The sequence below is a fragment of the Limibacter armeniacum genome, assembly GCF_036880985.1.
GTDB lineage: Bacteria > Bacteroidota > Bacteroidia > Cytophagales > Flammeovirgaceae > Limibacter > Limibacter armeniacum.
In genome coordinates, this window is sequence record NZ_JBAJNO010000009.1 from 2,500,064 (window position 1) to 2,525,434 (window position 25,371).

Here is a 25,371-nt window from a genome sequence, read left to right on the forward strand (position 1 = left end):
AACCCCGTCCTTTCGGATGGGGTTGTTTTTTTATGCTCTATATGTTGGGACTAACTTTAAACCGTTTGTCTCTTTTTTGCACCGCTATTCCAAAACCTTAGCATCAGCAGCTCAGCTGTCAATGCCAGCAAAGCAACGATCAAAAAGTAGCGCCAGAGTGGCTTAGCAACGTTATTATCCCTAAACTCTTTGACAAACTGGTCTTCACCAACCTCATTATAAATCTGAACGTTTTTATTTCCCTTAAATATTTGGGCCAGTTCAGTTGACGAATAACAATTCAACTCAGACTCTTTTTTATTGTAGTTAAAAGCGACCCTTCCCATCAACTGTCCATCCTGCGCACGCTTTATGTCATAACATCCTGACTCCAACCCTGATTTTGGAATATCCATTAACAACATGTTTCCGGCTACTTTTTGTGGAGGAATCAACTCAAATTCACCTTTCACCAATTTATATACATCTGCCTTGTTAAGCTCTTCCATATTGACTGCCGCTACAGGGTCTCCAAATGAATAAGACAAATGGTCAGATCGCATTTTACTGCTGATTGCAACCTTATACATCACTGGTACAAACAGTGCATGTTTAGGGAAGTTGGTATAGGCGTCTGTAAGCGGTGAAGCAAACATGTAAATCTTATGGTTCTGCCTAGGTACTTCAGACAGGAACAGCTCTCCTGTTTTAAAATAAAGCAAATTGTTCCCCATCACAGTCCATTGCACTCCTGCGATTGCCTTCGGCATACTCATATTGGCAGAGATTTTTTCAAATACCCCATCAAAAAATGGGTTTTCCCTAGCTGGAACCTGAATGGCTATTTGCTGTTTTTCCGAAGGAGTTCCTGCTTGCTGTACTTTTCTCATTGGTATTCCCAACGCTCCACTATAACTCTTCAGGTTAGCGTCAACTGCTGGAAATACTGTCACATTCGTCCCCCCTTGCGTTGCCGCAGTAATTGCACTACTCAAAGCATCATTGATCGTCGGTAGCTGATCAAGAATAATCAGATCCGCCTTAGTCAGCTCACTGTAGTCTATTGCCTTTGTTGAAAAAGACTTCACTTCAAAGAAAGTTTCACTACTATAGACACTCTCAAGGAAGCCATCAGGAAGATCCGAAATCACCACAATACGGATTTTAGGCGCTACCTTTATGACAAAGAAGTAATCATTGTCAAAACTGACAGGATAATCCTCAACTGAAATGCGGCAAGGTTGATCTCCGGATTCTGTAACCGCAAAAGTCATCTCCACAGTTTCACTGCTTTTCCCTGCAATACTGACTGAAGCACTTGAAACTTGCCTGTCACCCAAAAACAGCTTGACCAGTTTTCCTTCTGCGTTATCATCTCCGTCATTCGCCAAGGTAACATTCAGTGTGTTATTTTCATTTTCCCTAATGAATGGAGAAGAAAGCCAAACCGAATCAATATAAAGGTTTGCGTCTGAACTTGGCTTCAATGGCATTAAGTAAAGCCTATTTGTAGAATCTAGTTGTATTCTTGAAAGGTCTCCCACTGATGATCGCTGAAAGTCTGACACCCAAAATATATGGTTACTTTCCGAAGGACTATGAGTTCTGAAAGCGGTTTGCTGCTTCTCATAAACATCTTTCAAGTTTCGTCCGAAATTACTGAACCCAACCGAAAGCAGTTTTTCCTCCATCTTATTCTGTTCATAAAAGAACCCTGAACCACTTTCAAAACCATTATCCAATAGCTGATACACTGCTGTGTTAGGAAATACCTTTGAAATCTGTTCTACCTGACTCCTGCCCATATCAAATAACCTTCTGCCATCCTGCTCATTTTCCATACTGTAAGAGTTATCAAAATAAACACTTACATAATTGGCATTGCCTGTAAGCGCCATACTGTTCTCATTTGGAATAAATGGTCTGGCAAAAGCCATCACCAGAAATACGATAAACAGTATTCTGGCCATCATGACCAATAAGTTTTTCAACTTATTACGTGAATTGGTGACATCCTTCACTGATTTCAAAAATGCCACATTGGTAAAGTAAACCTTACGGGCACGCTGAAAATTAAAGAAGTGAATGATAACAGGAATTGCGGCCAAAGACAGACCGTAAAGAAAAGCAGGGAAAAGAAAGTTCATCCTGATTACGTTTCGTGGTTAATAACATTACTCAGCGGGTGTACTGACAGCTCCATTCTCCGCCCGCATATTCCGATAACCGGTTGTCAAGAATCATTACCTTGATAAGGATTCTCTTGTAGAATGGTAACATCCTAGTTTAAAATAGCACTGTACCCACAAAGAATTAAAATATTTCTTTATTTTAGGGGGATAAATTTATGTTTGCGTGCTTAGAACTAGTAAATTTGGGCCGTTGAGCTGCTAAAACTCAAATGCTTTATGCATGCAGCTACAACAGATATACTAAGTACTTTTCCGATAATACTAAACTAAGAAATAAAGTGAAAAGATTATTAATCCTGGTGGGTATTGCAGCCACTATGCTTTCATGTAATCAGCAACAGCCACAAACAGCACAAACTGCTGCTGCAACAGGTGCTGCTGCTAAAATTGCTTACATCAACAACGATACCCTATCTACTTACTACAAATATGCTGAGGATCGTTTTGAGGAGTTCCAGAAAAAAGTAGAAAAAGGAGACAAGCAGCTTCAATCTAGAGCTTCAAAACTTCAGAAAGAACTTGCTAGCTTTGAAAAGCGTGTCCAAGCAGGCTTGGTTTCTCAGAATGAGTACAACAAGAAAGGTGCTGAACTGATGCAGAAAAGAGACCAATTGGCTGTTGCACAGCAGTCACAAGCACAAGGTCTTGCTGCTGAAGAAATGGAGATCAAAAACGAGATCCGTGAGAAAATCAAAGGTTACCTTGATAACTACAGCAAAGACAAGAACTACAGCATCGTTTTGGGTTACGATCAAGCGACTGCTACGCTAATCTGGTCTACACCTAACGCTGAAGATATCACTTGGGATATCATCAATGGCTTGAACGGACAGTACGAGTCTGATCAGAAAGCCGAAGAAACTGCAGCAAGCACTGATAAAAAAGAAGAAAAGAAAAAATAAGCATATAGCTTTAAAGTAAATCCGCAAGTGTAAGCATTTGCGGATTTTTCTTTTGGAAAGAATTTTGCGGCTTTGTACAAACAATTTTAAGAGATTTCCTCTTAAAGAAAAGTCTAGCATTCAGTAATATGCTGATGACCTAGTTTTCAAATAAAAATCTATAGATAGTCATGAAAAAATTATTCTTTACTCTGTTGCTTCCACTTTTCTGTATCGTGGCAGCACAAGCTCAACAAGCTGAAAACACTGCAACGTCTGAGCTGAAATTCTCTGAAAAAACATTTGACTTTGGTGATATCTCACAAGGTGATGTAGTAACACACGTTTTCAAGTTCGAAAACTCAGGTGCTGCACCTCTAGTGCTTTCTAATGTGTCTACAACTTGTGGCTGTACAGCTCCAGCTTGGCCAAGAGAACCTATCGCTCCAGGTGAAACTGCTGAGATCACGATCAAGTTCAATAGCCGTGGCAAAATGGGTAAACAAAACAAAGTAATTACGATTAACTCAAATGCTTCAAATGCCGTTGAGAGAATCTCAATTACAGCTAATGTACTCAAAGCTGAAAGCAGCAACTAAGAGTATACGGTTCTAAAACCTAAAAAGGGCAGATGACTAAACACCATCTGCCCTTTTTATTTTATCATATCATTTATTCGTCTGGGTCTAGCTCCTTCGGAATATCAATAGGGACTTTCCAAAGTGGTATTTTATAGATCAGCCTGTACTGATAAATGATTTTTACATTATTGTCCTTATTAAAGCCAAAGCCAGGAATATCATTTTGCGTGATTACTGGTGAACCAAAGCTGGAAGGAATCGAAATACTCGCATTCACATCGGAATACAACCCTCCAAAAAGACGTACTTTCAATCCGAACATCATCTGGAGCCATGAAACTCTTAAGCCCTGCTCCGAAAAACCTTGCAGTTCTGGTGATATCTCCCAATAGTCGCTTCCTAAAGAATAATAAGTTGCTTCCTGATCAAAAGTGGCTACGCCATACTTCAGCCCTGCATAAACCGCATTATGAACAGTCTGCTTATGGATCAAGTTATATTCCACACCAAAACGCCAGAATGTTCCTTCACTGCGATAAGAGAAAGGCTGTATATTATCTTCTGAAAATGAAAAATCACCCCGCCTCGTACGGTCCTGATACCCATACTCCATTGTGATAAAGTACTTGTTCTTGATCATCAAATCCCCGTAAAACGAGTATTTATCCAAGTCATCATCCAGAAATGATTGACTCAAAGCCAAAACATCAGTTCCAAATCGAACACCTGATAGAATTACGCCATTTTTACCCAAAAAGCCTTCATAGGTTACTTTGGGTACTTTGAGGGAATCTTGTACAGGCTGTTTAGCTTCAGGTGTACTTGGAGTTACCTGTGCACTGACCGAAAAGCTAAAGAAAAAAATGCCCCATATTATAGGCAGTATTTTACTTGAAAAAGATATTGACATTCGGGATTGAATTATCTGAGTTCACAATGTTTCTAAAAATAGCAGCGGAATCAAATAGTGATTTATTGAGTGTTGCGTCAGGAAAGTCTACCCTATTATCAACATTAGCACCTGTTCTATCCACCAACTTTAGACCACCTACGCCTTTTGTAAAGATACAGCCAGCCTGATCATCAGAGATGATTGTACTGTTATTGTAAGTAACAATTAATGTATCAGATTGAGTATCGCTTTCTTTAAATACAAAAGTTGTTGGGGATGTTGCATTTAGTGGTAATGCAACAGAAGCAACACTACCATCTGCAGCTGAAATAATTGGTCTAGCTTGATTATTTATATTGTATATACTTTCGAATACAGTAGCGACAGGAATTCCACCTTGATCGTAAAAGAAAACGGCCAGCTCCCTGTTCGGAGTCATATCAGAAGAGCATAAGTTAACATAAAGGTTGATACTCGCATTCAGAGTATCTCGCTCTGTTCCGTCCGAAACTATAGAGAGTGAATCAAACAAGTCATTTCTTCCAAACTTGATTTCTGTCACCTCATCTTGCAGCTCAGTACCGGTCAAAGCCTTAAGTCCTGAAAATGCTTCATAAACACCACAGTCAGGACCATTTATCTCTACAACTTCATTGTATTTTAAATGTAGTGTATCTGTAAAACCAGTCGTCTCAAATACAAAAGACACTCGATTGTCATTGGTATTCAGCGGCAAAGGATAACTACTGCTTCCTACTTCCTTTATTGAATCTCCTACAAAAGTCCCGTTGATTCCATATATATGTGTAAAATCAATATCTGCGGCACTACCTGTTCTTCTATCCAAAACAGATAAAATGACAGTGCTGTCTGGTACAGATATTGGATCACATTCCCTACATCCCTGGCAGGTCAAAAGCGATAAAAAGCCTATTACAAGCAAAAGCCTACCTCTGAAAAAGTGCATAGAACTGTATGATTTTATGTAGTTACTGCTAAATGCTATTCTCTATAATTCTTCCAAATTTAGAGGAAAATGCAAAAGAGGTAGCGCTATCGAGCATTTTTTCAATATTTTAAGTCTTACACCTCTTTATCAAGGTTATAATTAATTCAAGTTGCGTTTGATTTTCCTACCAAGCGACATTTTCGATTGTATAGGCAAAAATGAATAAGAAAATTTTAATGATGAAACCCTGTGGCGTGACAGCATGAATATGCTTAGGGAACTTGGCTGTAATACCACTGAATGTGGTTTCCACCCTCTTCCTCAAGACCTTCTTGATAAAGGCTTGCCAAGGCTCATCCTTTCGTTTTGCATTCGATTTCCGGTCGGCCAAAATGCGAATGTTTTCGCATTCGGCATAAAGGTCTTCCAGATCGTAATCGGTGAAGGCGGCATCCCCATACAGGGAACTTCCTTCCGGAATTTCAAGGTTCATGGATTGAAACCCCGTTATATCATGGACTGAACCCGCCATAAGAAAATACTGGACAGGAATGCCCGAAGATGTGGTAATTAACATCACCTTGAATCCATAGAAGTACTCCCTCTTGGAGGAATTATAGCCTCTGTAGGGTTCACCTCGCAGGATTCTGCATCGGGGGATACGGATATTCCGGCAGACAGCTACAGGAAAACTGTCTATGAGGTAATCCCCGCTAGTGTTGAGCTCCATCAGGGTTTTGCCCAATGCCGAGAAGATAAATAAGATCGTCTCAAACAAACCGTGAAGCCTGCGATTGAACCCGGACTTATCAATGGGCTTAAAGCCATGATGCGCTTTCAGGTACTCCAGAGATTGTACCATGTTGCCACCGAAATGGGCACATGCCAGCAGGGCCGAGGTAATGATCTGGCTGTCGGACATCCGACGCTGTCTAGGCTCTTTGAGCTTAGTTGCTTTCAGGTAATCATCTACAAAACAGTAGATGCATACGGTATTTTCATTGATGGTTGCCATTGGACAGGTGTGTTTGGTGCTCTTCATCCTAAACAACACCTTCCATGGTAACCTGATTTATAAAGTGCAACTTGAGTTAATTATAAAATATTGGGTATAAAAAAATTCCACCGTACAGTACGGTGGAATTCTATATTCAAGGTCTAGTCATCACTTATGATGCACTAACCATTTTATCCAGCTCTTGCCAAGCCAAAGCACTTGATCCAAGGATGGCAGTGTTGTCACCTTTCAGGTTAGAGAACAACAGCTTTGTCTTACCCTTAAACATTCTGATTGTATTGGCATCCATTGCTTCCTGAGTTGGTTTCAAAATCCAATCTCCTGCTGCTGCCATACCACCAAAAAGAACAATTGCTTCAGGGCTAAAGATTGCCACAGCATCTGCCAGTGACTTACCCAAATACTCACCAGTCATTTGAAATGCTTTTTGGGCAATTTCATCTCCCGACTCTGCAGCATCAAATATCATTTTAGAAGTGATGTGCTCAAATGGTGTCTGATCCAACTGGCTTCCTCCATTGTATTCTGCAATCATCTCCAGCATATTTCTCTTCAGACCAGTTGCAGATACATATGTTTCCAAACAACCTTTGCTACCGCAACCACACTTTCTACCATTATGAACTACGTTGATATGACCAAACTCACCAGCAAAGCCATCGTGACCATACAGCAAGTCTCCATTTACGATAATTCCACTTCCCAAACCGGTTCCCAGTGTGATTACCATAAAGTTTTTCATTCCTTTGGCTACACCAAACTTCATTTCACCTAGAGCTGCAGCATTGGCATCGTTCGTTACAGCAACTGGCAAGTTCAATTTATCCTTCACCAATTCCGCCAATGGAACGTAGTCACCCCATCCATGTAGGTTTGCTGCATTCTCAATTGTTCCTGTGTAGTAATTCCCATTTGGCGCTCCAATACCTACAGCTTTGATCTCAAATGGCTCTTTTACCTGAGCTTTCAGTTGGTCAATTGCCTTAAAAAGTAATGTCATAAAAACTTCTACAGGTTTATCTGCATACGTTTCAATGCTTGAGCTGACAAGACAGTTTCCCTCACGGTCTACCAATCCAAGTTTTGTGTTAGTTCCTCCGATATCGATACCAAGCGTTACTTCTTTCATCTTTATATTATTGAATTTTTGAGCTTAATGGTTTTATCAATGAATGCTGCTTGTCTTCACCATCAGGCATTTTAAAGTTAAAACAACAGGAATCTATAAAAAAATCAACATCCTTGACCTTCTCATTTGGCATTCCTCTCTATTAAAATGCTTAATTTTTGGTAGGAGACGGTGCAATATTGGCACATTGTCCTCATAATGGCAACTTGATAGATTTATTGGACTTAAAAAATGACTTTTATTAATCCTTTCTTTTTAAAGATTGATTTATTTAAAAAAAATATTACCATTCTTTAATTTTAGTACTTCACAAATAATCCAATCATAAGAACCCCAAAATAACATGTCTCAAAAAAAGATCATTGTTTCTAACAGATTGCCCGTAACTGCCAATCGGGATGAAGAAAGTGGCGCCCTTGAATTTAAGCCTAGTGCTGGAGGATTAGCAACTGGTCTTAGCTCTATTTTTAAAGAAAAAGGGAACCTCTGGATTGGCTGGCCCGGCATTCCCGACTTCAAGGAAGATGAAAAACCTGGAGTCATTAAATCATTAAGAGGGGAGAACATGGCTCCCGTATTTCTCAACAAAAAAGAAGTGTTACTTTACTACGAAGGATTCAGTAACCGAACCCTTTGGCCACTTTTCCACTACTTTACTGAGTTTACGCAATACACCCCAGAAGACTGGGATATGTATGTAGCTGTCAACCAAAAGTTCTGTGATGCTATTCTAGAATATGCAGGACCAGACGATATTATTTGGGTACACGATTACCAGCTGCTTTTATTGCCTTCCATGCTTCGGGAGAAGCTACCCAATGCAACGATTGGATTCTTTCAGCATATACCATTTCCATCTTATGAAATTTTCCGTCTGTTGCCGTGGCGTTCAGAAATTCTTGAAGGAATGCTTGGCGCAGACTTACTTGGATTCCATACCTATGACGATACCCGCCACTTTATGAGTTCTGTCAGCCGTATTGCCGGCTATCCAAACTCAATGGGTACTATCAAGATGGCCAACAGAATTATTTCTGTAGATGCCTTTCCTATGGGTATTGATTACGACAAGTTTGAAAAAGCAGCTCGCTCCAAAGAGACTTACGAAAAAGTAGACAAGTACAAAAGTCTTTTTGCAAACCAACAAGTGGTTCTTTCTATTGACCGTCTTGATTACACAAAAGGCATCAAGCGAAGGCTTTATGCTTTTGATAAGTTTCTGGAGATGTACCCTGAGTATATTGGGAAAGTAGTACTAGTTCTATTAGTAGTTCCTTCACGGGATAAGGTTGACCAATATCAGCAGTTAAAGGAGGAAATTGACACACTGGTTGGTAAAATTGATGGTAAATACAGCACCATTGACTGGACACCAATCCAGTATTTCTATCGCTCGTTCTCTTTTGATGGACTATCTGCTCTATACTCAAAGGCTGATGTCGCGCTGATCACTCCACTTCGGGATGGGATGAACCTTGTTTGCAAGGAGTATGTAGCCAGTAAAGTTACCCAAAAGGGTGTGCTGATCCTTAGTGAAATGGCTGGAGCAGCCAAAGAGCTTTCTGAAGCGATTCTAATCAATCCGAATGATGAAGCGGAAATTGTAGAAGCCTTAAAGCAAGCACTTGAGATGCCTGAGATTGAGCAAAGAAACAGGTTACTTGAAATGCAAGAAAAGCTTAAACGTTACAGTGTACACCGTTGGGTTGAAGTATTTGTTGAAGAGCTGCTGAATGTGAAAGACAGGCAAGCTAAAATGAATATCAAGCTACTTGGAAACAAACAGCAGAAAAAGCTCAAAAAACACTACGACGAGTCTAAAAAACGTATTTTCTTCCTTGATTACGATGGAACACTTAAAGGGTTCTCTAAAGATCCTAAAGCTGTCAAGCCCGACCCTGAGCTTATTGACCTGCTACAAGACCTTTGTGCTGATCCTCACAACCGCGTGATTATTATTAGCGGACGAGACAGATACACCTTGTCTGAATGGATGCAAGACGTTAAGTTGGACATCATCGCTGAGCATGGTATCTGGATGTGTAAAAATGGTGGTGACTTCCATACCATTGAGCCATTGAGCCAAGACTGGAAACAGAAAATCAGCAGCATCATGGAAAGATACGTAGACAGAACACCAGGGTCTTTCCTTGAATATAAGGATTACTCTATTGCTTGGCACTTCAGAAAAGCTGACCCTGAATTTGGAGATATGCGTGCGAGAGAACTTATCGAAACACTGCATTACCTTACTGCTAACATGAACCTTCAAACAATGTGGGGCAATAAGGTTATTGAAGTCAAAAGTAGGGATGTGAACAAAGGAAAAGCCGCACTAAAATGGCTTAACGAAGATAAATATGACTTCGTTTTCACAGCAGGGGATGACGTCACAGATGAAGATACTTTCACTGTAATGCCAGAAGATGCTTACTGTGTAAAAGTTGGTCTGGATGCTACTGCAGCCAACTACAATGTAAAATCATTCAAGGATATTCGAACCTTGCTTAGATCGTTAATTGACGGGTAATAATTACTTAAAAAAACAATTCCCGGTTGGTTAAAAACCTGCCGGGAATTTTCTTTTATTTTCTGAATTAAGGTTGCTTGCAGTAGGGAAAGGGGGCTGCTCATATTCTCTCAATCGAGCACAAAGTGTAAACACAATTTTGTGCATTATCTCTGGTTTTGCCTCCATTAAGTCATAGAAATCATCCCTATCAATTCTTAACAGAATGGTATCCCTAGATGCAACTGCCATTGTCGGGCTTGGTAAAGAATCCAACAACTCTAACTCTCCAAAAACATCCCTATTTATCAAAGTGTCTGCCACATCTCCATTTACCAGCATCTGTACTTCCCCCTCATAAATCACAAACATGCTTCCTACCAAATCTCCTTTAAAATAGATATGGTCACCTTCATTATAACGCTCTTCATTGACAATATCAGCAACGTCCATCAGTGCTCTTTCGGAAATATCAGCGAAAAGACGTGTTGATTTGAGAATGATGATCTTCTCGATCTGCATTAAGGGTTTTGTGTCGTTGTTAAGTATACTCATAAGCAGGTTTTTACGGATCTCAGGTACTATTTCCTCTAATAATCTTTCAATGTCAAAGCCTCTGTAAATACTGTATTTGACCAATCTTGAGAGTGCCGGTTCTATTAGTAACAGGTCATCTCGCTGCAAGTAATATGAAAAATACTGTAGCATACCCGGTGACGCAATCTCTGAGACAGAGTAAAGTGCTGAAGCAATTGTCCAACGGTTAAAAAGGCTTCCACGGCTACTTCTCTTTTTCAGAATATTGGAGACTACTCCTAAATCATCCTGCGGTTGGTAACTATAATAGATTGAGAGTTTTTTAGCCTTTTCATCATTAGTGTAAAAGCCTCGTACAATGGTCAGTTTTTCCGCTATGTCACGAGGTAGCAACAGTAACAATCTATTCTCTATATCTTCCCTTATAAATTCATTGTCCCCTTCTTCATCGTTGAAAAAGTTTTCCTCTTCCATACTTTCATATACTTTTCCTTGCCCCTCCAACAGGATATAATATAGAATATCAATTTGTCTGTTTGTGATGCGGATTTCTGATTTCAAAGCATGTGCAAGCTGTATATAAACCTTGTTGTTTTCTATCACTCTCAATGCCTGATAGAGCCACGCAATATGCTTGAACATTCCTTCCAAGTGATCACACACATAGTATAAAGAAACCTTGTCCTGTACATTGACCCTGCTTTTCCTCAGTGCTTCATAAGCATTGATCTGCATTTCTTGCCAAGGATAACTAGCCAATCCCCAAAGAATTTCCTGCGCTTTCTTTCCTCCAATCCTTCCTACTATTTGACATAGCTGAAGTGGATAATTGCGATCTTCCCTTTTACTAAATGCCAAAGCCTTGTCAATACTTGGAAAAGCCATCTCTCCATAAGCCACCAATACCTGTTTGACTTCCTTTGTCATCTCTTCGTTCTGCAACATCAACAGCAAGCCAGGAATAAACGCAGGAGCTTTCAGTTCGGCACAAGCCTGAATAGCGGCATATCTCACTTCTGTATTCTTATGCTTCAGCAGCTTACCAACCTTATCCACATAAGCAAGCATTTGTCCCTCTGCAATCACTTCAATTGCTAATATTAGGTGAGGAATATCTGTTTCATCACCCAAGAAAGCTTGTAAATATTGCTCTAGCAGTTCCTTTACTTCAGGGTTTAAATCCTCTGATAAAGCTGCCATCAAAACTAGCTTCTCTTCTGCAACTGAACGGTTAGAGAGCATCTTACGCACCTCATCGATATCAGGATTTTTAAGGTAAAAATAGCATTGCAAAGCCTCCTGTCTAACAGCATATACCTCTTCATACTGAACCATGAAATAGATCTCATCAACCAGAGAAGCCATTCTATGTTTTTTGGCTGTTTCCAACGCAAACAGTCTTACTTCTATGGCTTCATGGCTCAAGCATTCTTTTAAGATCAATGCAAAATGAGGAACATTTAACTTTCCCAATACATCCAGTGCATAGATAATTTCTTCTGAAAATGCCGAATACACCTTCTCATGTAATACCTCCAGCATTTCCTCATCCTGCGCTGCTAATTCATATCGTTCCAAATTTCTCAGCTTGACAGCTTTCCTTATGGTATTCGTATACCTTACTGCAACTCTCCATGCTACAAGTACCCAGCCTGACAATAGGAATGCCGACACGCCTACATAAGAGAGGTAATGATCTGTAAATTTAACCCAATGAAATGCTAGCAATGACACACAAACAATCCCTGTTCCTGCTGGCACAAACAAACCAACAAGGGTTGTATAAGCTGCACTTCTGAATATAGGCTTAAGAGGATACAACAGGACATTCGATAACGAACTAAAGGAAAGCCCCTCTGCTAGTATAAAGACCAGTATAATTAGGGCAAAGTCTGCCATCAACAAGTCCGTTTGTGGCAACAGAAAATAAACAGGTACGGATAACAGTAAAAGAGCCCCTGTCGCTAACGGTATACATAGCAGTGTATTGAGGATATTGAACCTGAAATTAAGCGTCAAACTTTTTCTCACGGCATATAACGCTGTACTTATAGCGTATGTCGTAATCAGCAAGAATAAACAGAATAGAGATATCACTTCTTCAGCTCCACTGTATGATCTTAATACACTTACTCCTTGTATAAGTGTTAGGGTAAAAGTTGCACTGACCAGTAGCAATAATAGAGCAATGATCAGAAAGTATCGATTCTTGAGACAGGTCTTCAAAAAGGTATCAGGAGTAATGTCTCGTTCAGGCAATACTATTGAGGTAAAATAATCATCTAACGTGGTTTTTACTTCAGGTAGTTTTAGAAGAGCTTGCAATGCAAAAAATGCACAACCAAACCCTGTTACTGCGATATAAGGCAACCCTTCTGTCCCAATAAGCAGCATACAAACTAAGGTCAAAGTATAACCAACCACTCGTCCTACTAGTCGATAAAGCTGGTGATAACGATAAAGCTGCTTATGGCTGACTGGTGAATATACCTTCTCCGAAATCCCCCAGTTATTCAGGTTATCCAATCCCCAAAAAACGCCATAACTCACGACCAAATACGTCCCTCCAAACACGGTTTTTATAGGAAAAAACATCAATACAGCTGCTACCATCAACATCGTAATGACTATACCTTTAAGCAGGTAATGAGGTTGTGTCTGTCGCTCAATAAAGGCATAAATACGGCTGATCACTAAGGATAATAAAGCTGAGCCACCCAATACCAATGGAATACCATTAACAGGCAACTCCACAAAAAGCTGAAAGAATACTAAAAAAAGGATTGCTGCTACACCTACACCCTGCGCCAAGTGATACAGGAGTAAATATCGGATATTAGGAGCTAGACTACGAAAGTATTTAAGTAATGGTACAGATTCGTCATGCATATAGATTGAAAGTCTTATAAGATAATAGGTGTTGATAGTCAATTATAACTGGTTATCACTAATGCAAGTACAGATTGGATGCAATGAATAAGTAAAAGTGCTTATCAAAAAATGACCTGCCTTGCTTTAATTTTGTGTAATTTATTGAAAATGACAAGCAGTAAATGAAGGAGACCAAAGAAAAAGTACATAAAAAAACCCAGTCTTTAGAGGACTGGGTTTCTTTGATATATAATTTACCGTCTGCTAGTTGTTCATAGACAACAAGAACTCTTCGTTGGTACGGGTTCCCTGCATTGCTTTCAACAGGTAGTCCATTGCCTCGTTTGAGTTCATATCTGACATCATGCGGCGCATGATCCAAATTCTTGACAAAGTATCTTTATCAAGCAGCAGATCCTCTTTTCTTGTTCCAGAAGCTGGAATATCGATTGCTGGGTAGATACGCTTGTTTGCAAGCTTTCTGTCCAATTGCAATTCCATATTACCTGTACCTTTGAATTCTTCAAAGATTACTTCATCCATCTTAGAACCCGTATCGATCAGGGCTGTAGCGATGATTGTTAGTGAACCACCGTTTTCTACGTTACGAGCAGCACCAAAGAAACGCTTAGGCTTGTGAAGTGCATTGGCATCCACACCACCTGATAGAATCTTACCTGATGAAGGAGATACTGTATTGTATGCTCTTGCCAATCTCGTAATAGAGTCCATAAGAATCACCACATCATGACCACACTCTACCATTCTTTTGGCTTTCTCCAATACAATTGAAGATACCTTTACGTGTCTTTCTGCTGTCTCATCAAAAGTGGAAGCAATTACTTCACCTTTAACGCTACGTTGCATATCTGTCACCTCTTCCGGTCTTTCATCAATCAACAGCACGATCAGGTAACACTCAGGGTGGTTTTTAGCGATTGCATTTGCCACTTCCTTCAGCAAGTAAGTCTTACCTGTTTTAGGCTGTGCTACAATCATACCCCTTTGACCTTTACCAATAGGCGCAAACAGGTCTAGTACCCTTGTCGAATAAATGTTAGGCTTGGTGCTGAGCTTGAGTTGCTCTTCAGGGAAAAGTGGTGTGAGGTACTCAAAAGGAACTCTGTCCCTGATTTCCTCTGTAGTTTTACCATTTACGCTTTCTACTCTCAGAAGCGCAAAGTATTTTTCTCCTTCTTTTGGTGGTCTAATTTGACCTTTTACAGTATCACCTGTCTTCAGACCAAACAACTTGATTTGTGAAGGAGATACATAAATATCGTCTGGGCTTGCTAGATAGTTATAATCAGAAGACCTCAAGAAACCGTAGCCATCTTGCATGATTTCCAAAACTCCCTCATTGACAATAACACCGTCAAAGTCTCTTACTGAGCCAGCTGATTCTTTGGCAGGTTTTCTGTCCTCTCTTCCTTCTCTAGCTTCACGTCCTTCTCTGCCTTCACGTCCTTCTCTTCTTGACAGCACTGGTTCACGCTCAGGTCTTGAAGGTCTTGAAGGAGCTTCAGTGGAAGGTGTTTTCTCAGCTTTACCTTCAGGCATGCTGGCAACATTTTCTCTTTTTACTCTTGGGCGTTTCTTGATCTCTGTCTTCGCAGGTTCCTTCTTCGGTTCTTTCTTTTCTTCTGCCGGAGGGGTCGATTCTTTTTCAGCAACTTCAGTTACTCTTGTTTCTGGAATAATAGCCTGTTGATCCAGAATCTTATAAATGAGTTCTTTTTTCGATAGTCCGCTGTAGCTCTTTACGCCCAAATCTCTTGCAATCGCCTTCAGTTCTGAAAGCAATCTGATTTCCAATTCTTCAATCGTGTACATAGTGATGTGTTAGCGGTTTTCATGAAACCGTGTAATTTCCCTTGATTAGAATAGATACAAGAAATTGTTGTGAAATGTCTAATAAGGTGATAAAACTAGTAATTAAACTCTTGTGTAGAGAGGTGGAAAAAGTTTAGGATGAAAATGATTCTTGACCGGTGGAGACCAATCAATTTGCTAGCGTAAAAAAACACTTTCGTATCACTTTCAAAAATCTAAATAACTACTTGAAGTTATTTGTACGATGCAATATTACATGAATACCCTAAAAAATACAAAATATCCACTTAATATTATCTCATAATATGCCCTAATCTAAGGACTTATCCTAATTCCTTGCCTCGATATTTGGTTACCCCGCTCAAGCTTGCGGCTTGTTTGGGAATTTAGATAGAATTTGCTCAACAATTTCAGCAAAAAAAGCGCCCTTATAAGGCCCCACCCAATTCATTTCTCTGACTTCAGCTCTCTTTACTTTGTCATAATATTTGTCTGCTGTGATATAGCCCACATAGTAGCCATTAAAACTCGTAACCATCAGGTTAAGTCCATGTTCTTCAGCTTTTTGGTCAAAATGATGATTAACTGATATTTCTCCTGAGAAATCACACGGCATTCCCAACAACAGTATATCACCTATTCTAAGGACACTGATATCGGCATTTAAATCTCCTGCTATTCCGCCAAATACCCAATCTCTTAATCTCAGGTCTTGGCTTAACCTAAACTGTGCTTCACCCAGATTTATAGGGATATGACAAGCATACAAAGGTGCATCTGCTATAACCTTAACACTATCGATACTAGACAATATGATGGCAGATAAGCCTTTTCCCATTTTCTCCGTTAAGTCAAAGTTTTCACCTTGTTTGTAATTAGGAGAATGGCTAGCCACCATACCTGCACAAAATGCTGCAAAATCTACTCGATCATCTTGTTCCAATTCTGCGATCAAGTCACCAGGATAATCACAACTTAGTGTAAGCTTCTTTTTACTGATACAAGTAGCATGAGCGGAATATGAAGACAATATAGCTGTTTTACCTCCTTCTTGCTGAATTTTGATATATCGCAACCACACATCCCTGTCACCATCTTCTCCAACCAACCTGTTTGCTACATAATCAGGAGCAGCTTCTTTACCAAAAGAGATAGCAGCAACGTCCTTTTGGCTATTAGCCTCTGTAACTGCTTCAAAAATTTGGCTGGCGATAAACTCTACAACTTCCTCACTAAATATACCTGTCATAGCCTGCCCAACCGCAGAAGGGTCCCACCCTCCATAACCATTATGCGTATGTGTAGCCGAACAGTACACTTGGTCCTTATCAATACCAATCTCAGATAGTTTTTCATTCAATCGTTCAACCACCGCAGGCGGAAATATCATCAAGTCCAATGTGACTAATACAGCTTTTGAAGTCCCTTGTTCCAGTACAAAAACTCGTGTATAAAGTGAGTCGTGCACTGATTCAAACTCACCTCTAATCCCATAGCCTGCCATAACATGTGGTTCAGAGGGAACAATATTCGCCTTTGCCCACCCTGCCTGCAGAGGAGCTTCGCTAATCTTGTTAGGAAAGTCTGTCTCATTGATTGCTTGAAAAGTTGCTTGATATGCCTCTGACCCCTTAAAAGGTTCACGGTCGATTTTACCGATTACAGCTACTGCAATCACCAATAGAAACAGTAGAAAAACCGATATCCATTTGAGGAACCTGATCAAAAAATTTTTCATTCGAGCGTACGTTCGTTGCTTATTTAGTTTTGGTAGTGGTAAAAGAGGTTTATTTCTCTTTGACAAAGTTCTATTTTTTTATTTTTGAATCACAAATAATCTACTAAAAATTCAAATGAGTGTTAATAAAGATTCGTTAACGCTCTCTCTTGAGTATTTATAGTTTTTTCATTTTATGTGACAATACCATATTTTAAATTTGTGCCATAACGAATTGAATGACAGCTAAACTTACGGGAATGAATATGTCTTTAAAGAAACTTATCGTCACCTCTTTATATATCTCAGTTATAACTACCTTGTTATCATGTGGTGGTGCCAAAACACCAAAGCCAGGTGAAACTGCGCCAGATTTTTCACTCAGCAGTGTAGACGGGCAAACCTACTCCTTGTCAGGGCAAAAAGGCAAACTAACAATGGTTAATTTTTGGACTGATAACTGTGATATCTGTAAGAAAGAATTTCCAATGATTGAAAAGTACTACAAAGAGCTGGCTGGCGAAGATTTGGAAATACTCGCTGTATATATTGGCGAATCCAAAACAGCTCCTGAAGAGTTCAAGCAAAATTTCGGAATTTCATTTCCAATCCTGACCGGTGGGCAAGAGGTTGCTTTCGGGCAATACAATGTAAGGGCAACGCCTACCAATTTCCTGATCAACCCTGAAGGAAAGGTAATTCGCAAGATTGTAGGCTTTGTCGATAAGCAACAAATTGAGAACCTTCTGAAAAGTCTTAAAAGACACGATGGTTAACATCTTCACAGTCTAAATTCAAATTCAATGAGATATTTATTAGGGGCATTAACAGTACTTATGTTATGCATCACAGGATGTAATACCAAAACATCCGACCAAGGCAACACAGAAACCGAAACTACCTCACAGGTGAACTATGACTGTGCTTTTTGTGGGATGCCTTCTCAAGAGTACCCAAAATGGAATGCCAACACAACCTCACAGGATGGTACTGAGAAACACTATTGCAGTAGCAGATGCCTGTTTGTAGCAATTACAGAGACCAAAGAAATGGCTGAAAGTCTGAAAACTGTCAATGTTACGGACTACTATACACTTAAGAAAACGGATGGTAAAAGTGCCTACTATGTTTCAGGAAGTGATATTACAGGTCCTATGGGGAAAGGTTTTGTTGCTTTCTCATCCAAAGAAGCTGCTGATGAGTTTTCCAAAGACCATAACGGAAAACAAGTTCTGACATTTGAAGAGATTGATCTAGAAGCTGTAAAAGCTTCTATTGAAGACTAATAATACATAAAACAAAAGCGGAGCCTAAAGGCTCCGCTTTTTTGTAGTTCATTTTCATATTTACGGCAGAAACATAATGCTTAGCTATGTTCTACTTAAGATTAATCTTCATTTACAATACAAATGTAATCAAAACACTTAAAAGTAAAAGTTTTTTGTACTTTAAAATTTATTGATTGTAATCATCAATGAAAGTTGATCCAACTCGTAAAAACATTAACGAGCACTTACCTTAATTATAAACGCATCAGGAAATCCCATCTTCCTCACTTTTTGCATCAAGGCACTCGCTTCTTGTTTATCAAAGGTTTTCCCAACCAAATACTGATACTTATAAGACGTCTTTGATGACGGGTTTTCAACCACTCTTACAGGCGTTCCTAACTTAACAAACTCTCTTTTTTTAGTGCTAATCTTTTTGGTCGCTGACATGATCTGCACACAATAATGAGGGTAAGAATAATCAGGCTCTGGATAGTCATTACCTCCCTCATCCTGATAAATTGGGACAATAAATGCATCCTTAACCCCCTTATGTTTCACTTCCTTAAGCAGCTCCTTAGCATAACGCATTTCATATTCCCTGCCAACCATGTACCTGAATCGGTTTGGGGCTGTCTCCACGATATCTTTCATCAAGTCTATACGCATATCTAGCTTTTCGAGCGTTGTGCTTGCCGTATCTACCTCTTTGTCAGATGCTAGAACTTGTACCTTATAGTAAGGTCGTCTTGGCTCTGGTTCCAACGATGGGTGTTTCATAATAACTCCTCGCAATGCCCTAAAAATAGCTGAAGCTACCAATGCTTGCCCATTATCAGAATTCAGGAATTTTTCTTCAGAAGGATTACTCATAAATCCGCATTCCACCAAGACACCAGGCATATCAGTATATTGTAAAACCTGTAAATTATGTCCTCTGTCATTATGATCCTTCACACCTCGGCTGGTACGTCTCGCCCTATTCTGAAATTCACTTTCAATTTGCTGAGCTAGCTTATAAGAAGTTTTAAACTGCCTGCTTTGAATATGAGATTGGGTACCGTGATAACTCTTTACGGGCAAAGAATTACAATGAATACTTATAAAGTAATCTCCATTACTGCTATTGGCAATATCAACACGTTCGTCCAATGACAATGTGCTATCATCTTTACGGGTATAAACGACTTTGACATTTTTCATTAGAGTCTCAAGATAGCCTCCAAGCTTTAATGCTATCTCAAGGTTAAGGTTTTTTTCATGCTTCCTGTCAGATGAGCCCTTTTCTTTACCCACATCTTTTCCTCCATGTCCTGGATCTATCACAACCGTTACAGGAACGGGAGCCTTGAATATTTTAGGCTTTTTTTCCTTGCCGGACTGTCCATATCCTAGGCTTAGTATTAAGCATAAAAAAACTACTATAATTGGTCTTAGCATATCCTCAACACACATTTTGTTAATTGGTATAGGCTTTACTATACAAAAAAGCTGCTAGAAGCAGTAAAAACAAGTCAGATTCTCATTGGTCATTGCACAAAAATAAAAATTTTGATAGGCCTTCAAAGAATGTGACTTCATGGCGGGTTTTATCCACTTCAATCACTGAATAGGATGATAACTTTTTTGAATAAAATAATTTTAAGAAATAATTATGAAAAAATTCACGAAATTTGGCGTGCCCAATTGGCTCAATCAACTGAAAATCAGTTCATGAATTATTAGAGAGGTAGTTATAGCTTATTCATGCCTTTCTTTGGTGGAAGCAAGAGGGTTGGCTTCTTAAAAATAACAGCAGAAACTTTTTAGATCTATGTCAGAAAAGAAGGATATGTCATTCCTAAACCATCTTGAAGAACTGAGATGGCATATATTAAGAGGAGTAGCGTCAGTACTTGTGTTTTCAATCGCTGCCTTTGTATCAAAATCGTTCGTGTTTAATATAATCATTTTGGGGCCTTCCAAAACTGATTTCATTACCTACAAATTGCTTTGCCGCCTGTCTGCATGGCTACATTCGGATGCTCTCTGCATTCAGCAACTTCCTTTTACGATACAGAACCGTACCATGACAGGACAGTTTGCGATGCACATTATGTCATCAGTCGTCATTGGGTTGGTTTTCGCATTTCCTTATATGTTTTGGGAAATCTGGCGCTTTGTAAAGCCTGGACTCTACAAGCATGAACAAAGTGCCACAACTGGTGCAACCTTCTTTGTAACTTTGCTGTTTATGGCTGGCGTATTATTCAGTTACTATATTGTCTCACCTTTGGCGGTTAATTTTTTAGCCAACTACCAAATTGACCCTAGTATCCTGAATGAAATTGACCTGTCTTCATATATCTCAACCATCGCAATGATTGTGCTATCAGGTGGTGTGATGTTCCAGCTTCCTATCGTAGTATATTTCTTTGCCAGAGCTGGTTTGGTGACCCCGCAAAACATGCGTGAATATCGTAAGCATGCGATTGTGGTTATCCTAATCATTTCAGCGATTATCACACCTCCAGACCCAATGACTCAGTTACTGATCAGTTTCCCTATCATTATGCTTTATGAAATGAGTATCTTGATTGCAGGTAGAGTACAGAAGAAACTTGCTAAGGAAGCGGAGATGATCTTGGGCAAATCATTCGATTAAAACATAATATCATTTATATACAAAAGGCTGACGGTAATATTAACTGTCAGCCTTTTTTCTTGAATAAGTAGAGGTGATTGACTACTCTTCAATAATCTCTACTTTGATGATTTTGTCACCCGCTCTGATATCATCCACAAGGTCTACATTCTCCACTACCTTTCCGAAACAAGTGTGACGTCTGTCAAGATGTTGTGTGTTTTTGCGGTTATGGCAGATGAAAAACTGAGAACCTCCTGTGTTTGGAGAACCTGTATGAGCCATAGATAATACTCCACGATCATGGTACTGGTTTTCACCATTCAGTTCACAGTCAATTGTATAACCTGGTCCACCTCTACCATCACCATTTGGACATCCACCCTGAATAACGAAATCAGGAATTACTCTGTGGAATGTCAGTCCATCATAAAACCCAGACTCTGATAGTTTCACGAAATTCTCAACTGTTTTAGGTGCATCATTTTCGTAAAACTCTACTGTCATGACCCCTTTGTCTGTATGGATCTTCGCTTTTTTCATCGTGTGTTACAGTTAATTGTTTCTTAATTCAAATTGCGCTTACGCTGTGGACGCAAGTTGGTGATATCAGTTAAGTATCCTTCTATCTCCTGCTTTCCATCCAACCCCGTAATCACTTTCCCTTTTTCCAGAATAAGTCTGGTTTGACCATTCTTATCCGTAATTGGATACTTTACAGTATAATTTGTTCTATGTTCTAACGCCTTTTCAATCTCTTTTAGCGCCATTGCATAACTGCTTTGTCCTGTAGCAGGAATAAGGTCCTTCAACTTCAGTTCTGCATGGTTAAAGTCAGCTACATTATACCCCGTCAATTCCTCAATATTTCCAGCTATAATGGTTTGTACCTGTACATCCGTTGTGCTTCTCAAACAAACAACACCTGGCAAATGTGACAACCAAATGGGCAATTCCTCTGATTGTTTTATATCATAAGGTTGACTAGCCAAACTCGCTAACTGCTCCTCTTTTTTGTTTAAAGATTTTTGGAGCTGCAAGATAACACTTTCATCACTATATGTAGTGGCGGCTGTCAACAACCCGTTCCATGTAATTTGCTCATCATCTTTCTCCGTCACCCGACCATTCCATGTTACCATTATAAATCCCCCCCCTACAGCAGCCTTCATCAGTCCACTCCATACAACACTTTCTCCTTTTTCTAGCTCACTAATCAGTTTTGAAAAGTCCTCTTGTGACTCAAACTGGATAGGGGAGTCTTCTTGCCTAAATATTCCTGTCAGTTTTTGAGGTGTTTCGCCCAGTAAATTGGCTACATATCCAGACAGGTAACTAAAGCCATATTCATTCTGCAAACGTTTGTAATGGAACTCACTGATCACCCCTGGCACATTGGCCAACATACGTTCAAATATGATTTCCTTATTTCTGAAAGAAACCTCAATTTGTTTATATTCTGTCACGTCCATACCAATGGAACAGATACTGTAGACCTTTCCTTTTCTATTGAACAGCGGAAATTTTGTAAAGGAATAAATTTTACCTGAACGCCCTCGATATTCAAAATGTGAAGCTTGCCTAGATTCTAACACCTGTTTATCTGAAGCCCAAATATCCTGTGCCATTTGCTCAGGAAATAACTCTGAATCTATCTTCCCTATTATTTCATAGTTTTCCTTTCCTACTGCCTGACAGAACGTATAATCTGCCATAATATATTTTCCGTGTGTGTCTTTGAGGTAGACCTCTGCCTTATAATTATCAAGGATGGATTGTAACTGTTTCTGTGACTGTTCCGCATCTAGCTGTTTCTGCTTTATCTCTGTGATATCTTTGGTGACAATGGCAATCCCTAAGGTTTCATGCTCTTCAGTGATAATTGGAGTAAAATTATATTCATAGTGCTTGAAGTTACCTCGATGATCCTTATTACTGATTGTTTCTGTATGTCTGCCTCCTGCAAGTACCCGATTCAATATTTTCCTAAAGTGTTCATGATCTGTTTCAGGCAACAATTGCCATAATGTAGAAATTCCCTCCTTGATCTGTACACCCAATGTTTTATAATGCTTTTTCTGTGGAGCATTTGCCATAATGATTTTGAAATCCTTGTTGACTCCTAAAATCATATCTGCAGTATTGTCCATCAAGGCATTAAATTGAGCTTCCCGCCCCCTTAAGACCTGCTGGTTTTTCTCCAATAACTTTTTAGCAGAAATATCACTTATAGCTCCTGCAAAACGGACAGGCAAGCCATATTCATTTCTTTGAGTTGTTCCTACCGCCCTAAACCAATTGTACGAACCATTTTTCATCCTTAACCTCACTTCCATATCGAGCATCACCTTACCTGCTGTATCTCCAAGGTGCTTCATCATCATCTCAACTATCTGCTCTCTGTCGTCTGGGTGTATATTCTCCTTTAAGCTTCTGAACTCGTGGGCAAACTCATTATCATTATAACCTAATAGCGTCTTGAACTTTGGAGACCACCAAAACTTTGTGTCATCCGTTATCACACCATCCTGCGGAAGTACTGTATCCCACAGGCCTTCTGTTGTTCCCTCTAATGCTAGGTTAAATCGCTCCAATGCATTATTCAGTTCTTCCGTTCTATTTTGTACTTCTATTTCCAAGTCAGATTTGAGTACCTGCAACTCTTGTTGTTTCCGATCCATCTCCTCCTGTGTAGCCGCCAACTCTTCCATATTTTGGCGCATTTCTTCTTCCTGTGCCCTCATTCTTTCACTTTGAAGCTGACTTTCCTCCAACAATAACTTGGTTCTTTCAGCTGTCCGAACGGCTCTGAGCGTTGAGGTGATACTTTCACTAAGCCTTTCGACAAACGCTATTTCATGCTCTTCAAAATCCTTGAATGAAGCCAGTTCTATTACTCCCTCCGAAGACTCATTCATCCTTAGTGGAACAATCAGAATACTTTTGGGTGTTGCCTCTCCAAGTCCCGATGTAATCTCCGTATAGCCATCAGGGACATTGTTCATATAAATAGTTTCTCCTGTAATAAAGACTTGCCCAATGAGTCCTTCACCATAGCCACTTTCCAAAAACACCTGTTTGTTCAACACCCTTCTTTTGTTGTAAGCGTATGCTGCCATCAACTCTAGGTACTGGCTCTCTTCTTTTGTTTCATTCAGGATGTAAATGGCTCCTTGGTTTGCCTCAACAAACTCTACCAATTCAGAAATAAGATGTTCACTAAGTGACTTCGTTCCTGTATTATAGTCACGTAAAATCTCACCAAAATGGGCTACTCCTTTGGTTGACCAATTCCTTTTCTCATCCTCTTTTGCTATTGCCTGTAACTTATCCCTCATCTGAATAAGTGCATTCCCCAACACATCCGTCTCACTTGCTGGATGAAAGTCCATCACAAACTCTCCATTTCCGATACGGGCAGCAAACTCACTGGCACTCTTCAGGTTTTCTTTCACCTGATTACCTGCCACAATTACATCATTCAACTCATCCTTAGTATATGAAATATCTACTTCAGAGATGTTACCTGTTGCCAATACCTGCAACAGCTCCACTGGTTTTCGGATAGAAAGCCCAAGAATACGGATAACTACTAGAGTGGAAGCAATCGCCATTATGGCAAACAGAATGGTTATAAGTCCAATAGTTGAGTTGGCTTTTGCAATATCAACATGAATATGAGAGATATCTTCTTCCAATGCATTGGACTGTGTCTTACTTAGAGGCTGAAGCAGTTCTTGAATCTCTATCTTCAGAGGTCGTAATGTATTGACAATCGACTCCTCAATATATTTTCTTGTCTCTTCCTGCCCACGCATTGATTCAGTCAGAAATCCATTTTGGGCAGTTGCCGTAATGTCTCCTGACTCTGCTTGATTATATCTCTGTTCAAAATAAAGCTCCAAGTCATCTTGTGCATGCTTATACTCTTTCAAAAGCACTCCCAAAGCATCAATGCTTCTCCGTTCTTCCGGTGTTAGCATTACCGCTAACTGCTCCAATTTTTTTAGACTTGTAAACACCGTCAAATCCCAAAGTGCGTTCCGTTCATCTTTCAACTCTCCTGAATGGGTCAAAAAATATCCTCGCATGACAGAAGACGACTGCTCTATTCCAGCAGATATCCGTGAAATCTCATAGGTTATCGGGTTACTGATATTTACGACCCGTTCACCTATTTTTTTCACTTCACTGTTTTGGATTAGAACCAACCCCGTAAAGGATCCGAGAATAATCAAGAAGAACAAAGTAAGCAGGACTGTACGCCCCATAATGGTCTCGAGACTTACATATTTTCCTAGCTTTTTGAGCAAATTGGAGGTGTTATCCTTTCTCAGCATTGTTAACAATGTCAGTTTAATGTCTGGATAGAGAAATGTGTAACCAAAATGG

The 25,371-nt window shown here is 39.6% G+C and carries 17 protein-coding genes; 6 read left to right on the forward strand and 11 right to left on the reverse strand.

Annotation, left to right across the window (positions count from 1 at the left end):
• Positions 1-56 precede the first annotated feature (56 nt).
• Positions 57-2,126: a BatA domain-containing protein gene (locus tag V6R21_RS28230; RefSeq protein WP_334246848.1), complete on the reverse strand. Its 2,070-nt coding sequence runs from the start codon at positions 2,124-2,126 to the stop codon at positions 57-59.
• 323 nt (positions 2,127-2,449) lie between these two features.
• On the opposite strand from V6R21_RS28230, the gene V6R21_RS28235 reads away from it, so the two are divergent.
• Both V6R21_RS28235 and V6R21_RS28240 read left to right on the forward strand, forming a co-directional pair.
• On the forward strand, positions 2,450-3,073 hold the full coding sequence (locus tag V6R21_RS28235) for an OmpH family outer membrane protein (RefSeq protein WP_334246849.1): 624 nt from the start codon (positions 2,450-2,452) through the stop codon (positions 3,071-3,073).
• Between the two features lie 170 nt (positions 3,074-3,243).
• Positions 3,244-3,651 carry a DUF1573 domain-containing protein gene (locus V6R21_RS28240; protein ID WP_334246850.1) on the forward strand — a complete coding sequence of 136 codons (408 nt, stop codon included), beginning with the start codon at positions 3,244-3,246 and terminating at the stop codon, positions 3,649-3,651.
• Between the two features lie 73 nt (positions 3,652-3,724).
• Here the strand turns inward: V6R21_RS28240 and V6R21_RS28245 are convergent, their stop codons facing one another.
• The 4 genes from V6R21_RS28245 to V6R21_RS28260 all read right to left on the reverse strand — a co-directional run bounded on the left by V6R21_RS28245 (position 3,725) and on the right by V6R21_RS28260 (position 7,621).
• Positions 3,725-4,543: a DUF6048 family protein gene (locus V6R21_RS28245; RefSeq protein ID WP_334246851.1), complete on the reverse strand. Its 819-nt coding sequence runs from the start codon at positions 4,541-4,543 to the stop codon at positions 3,725-3,727.
• Entirely contained in the window at positions 4,521-5,492 is a 972-nt protein-coding gene (locus tag V6R21_RS28250) for a hypothetical protein (protein WP_334246852.1), read from the reverse strand. The genes V6R21_RS28245 and V6R21_RS28250 overlap by 23 nt, the downstream gene beginning before the upstream one ends.
• A 166-nt stretch (positions 5,493-5,658) precedes the next feature.
• Entirely contained in the window at positions 5,659-6,480 is an 822-nt protein-coding gene (locus V6R21_RS28255) for an IS982 family transposase (protein WP_456298559.1), read from the reverse strand.
• A 163-nt stretch (positions 6,481-6,643) separates the two neighbouring features.
• Positions 6,644-7,621, reverse strand: coding sequence for an ROK family protein (locus V6R21_RS28260; protein WP_334246853.1), 978 nt, complete (start codon positions 7,619-7,621; stop codon positions 6,644-6,646).
• A gap of 343 nt (positions 7,622-7,964) precedes the next feature.
• Between V6R21_RS28260 and V6R21_RS28265 the strand changes: the two genes are divergently transcribed.
• Complete coding sequence (locus V6R21_RS28265; RefSeq protein WP_334246854.1) at positions 7,965-10,151, forward strand: bifunctional alpha,alpha-trehalose-phosphate synthase (UDP-forming)/trehalose-phosphatase; 2,187 nt, start codon at positions 7,965-7,967, stop codon at positions 10,149-10,151.
• A gap of 30 nt (positions 10,152-10,181) precedes the next feature.
• On the opposite strand, the gene V6R21_RS28270 is transcribed toward V6R21_RS28265, so the two are convergent.
• From V6R21_RS28270 to V6R21_RS28280, 3 genes are all read right to left on the reverse strand, one after another.
• Positions 10,182-13,556 carry a cyclic nucleotide-binding domain-containing protein gene (locus tag V6R21_RS28270; RefSeq protein WP_334246855.1) on the reverse strand — a complete coding sequence of 1,125 codons (3,375 nt, stop codon included), beginning with the start codon at positions 13,554-13,556 and terminating at the stop codon, positions 10,182-10,184.
• A gap of 246 nt (positions 13,557-13,802) precedes the next feature.
• Positions 13,803-15,371, reverse strand: a complete 1,569-nt coding sequence (gene rho, locus V6R21_RS28275) for a transcription termination factor Rho (protein WP_334246856.1) — start codon at positions 15,369-15,371, stop codon at positions 13,803-13,805.
• A gap of 361 nt (positions 15,372-15,732) precedes the next feature.
• Positions 15,733-17,109, reverse strand: coding sequence for a neutral/alkaline non-lysosomal ceramidase N-terminal domain-containing protein (locus V6R21_RS28280; protein WP_334246857.1), 1,377 nt, complete (start codon positions 17,107-17,109; stop codon positions 15,733-15,735).
• Positions 17,110-17,348: 239 nt separating this feature from the next.
• Here V6R21_RS28280 and V6R21_RS28285 point away from each other — a divergent pair, with 239 nt between their 5' ends.
• Positions 17,349-17,864, forward strand: a complete 516-nt coding sequence (locus V6R21_RS28285; protein WP_334246858.1) for a TlpA family protein disulfide reductase — start codon at positions 17,349-17,351, stop codon at positions 17,862-17,864.
• Between the two features lie 27 nt (positions 17,865-17,891).
• Positions 17,892-18,374, forward strand: a complete 483-nt coding sequence (locus V6R21_RS28290; RefSeq protein ID WP_334246859.1) for a nitrous oxide reductase accessory protein NosL — start codon at positions 17,892-17,894, stop codon at positions 18,372-18,374.
• A gap of 216 nt (positions 18,375-18,590) precedes the next feature.
• Here the strand turns inward: V6R21_RS28290 and V6R21_RS28295 are convergent, their stop codons facing one another.
• Positions 18,591-19,796 (reverse strand): N-acetylmuramoyl-L-alanine amidase family protein, encoded by a 1,206-nt coding sequence (locus V6R21_RS28295; RefSeq protein WP_334246860.1) that lies wholly within the window; start codon positions 19,794-19,796, stop codon positions 18,591-18,593.
• Between the two features lie 373 nt (positions 19,797-20,169).
• Between V6R21_RS28295 and tatC the strand changes: the two genes are divergently transcribed.
• Positions 20,170-21,000, forward strand: coding sequence for a twin-arginine translocase subunit TatC (gene tatC / locus V6R21_RS28300; RefSeq protein ID WP_334246861.1), 831 nt, complete (start codon positions 20,170-20,172; stop codon positions 20,998-21,000).
• Positions 21,001-21,081: 81 nt separating this feature from the next.
• On the opposite strand, the gene V6R21_RS28305 is transcribed toward tatC, so the two are convergent.
• Entirely contained in the window at positions 21,082-21,522 is a 441-nt protein-coding gene (locus V6R21_RS28305; protein ID WP_334246862.1) for a peptidylprolyl isomerase, read from the reverse strand.
• 23 nt (positions 21,523-21,545) lie between these two features.
• The gene (locus V6R21_RS28310; protein WP_334246863.1) at positions 21,546-25,319 is read right to left on the reverse strand and encodes a PAS domain S-box protein; all 3,774 of its coding nucleotides are present in this window, start codon (positions 25,317-25,319) and stop codon (positions 21,546-21,548) included.
• Between the last annotated feature and the right edge of the window lie 52 nt (positions 25,320-25,371).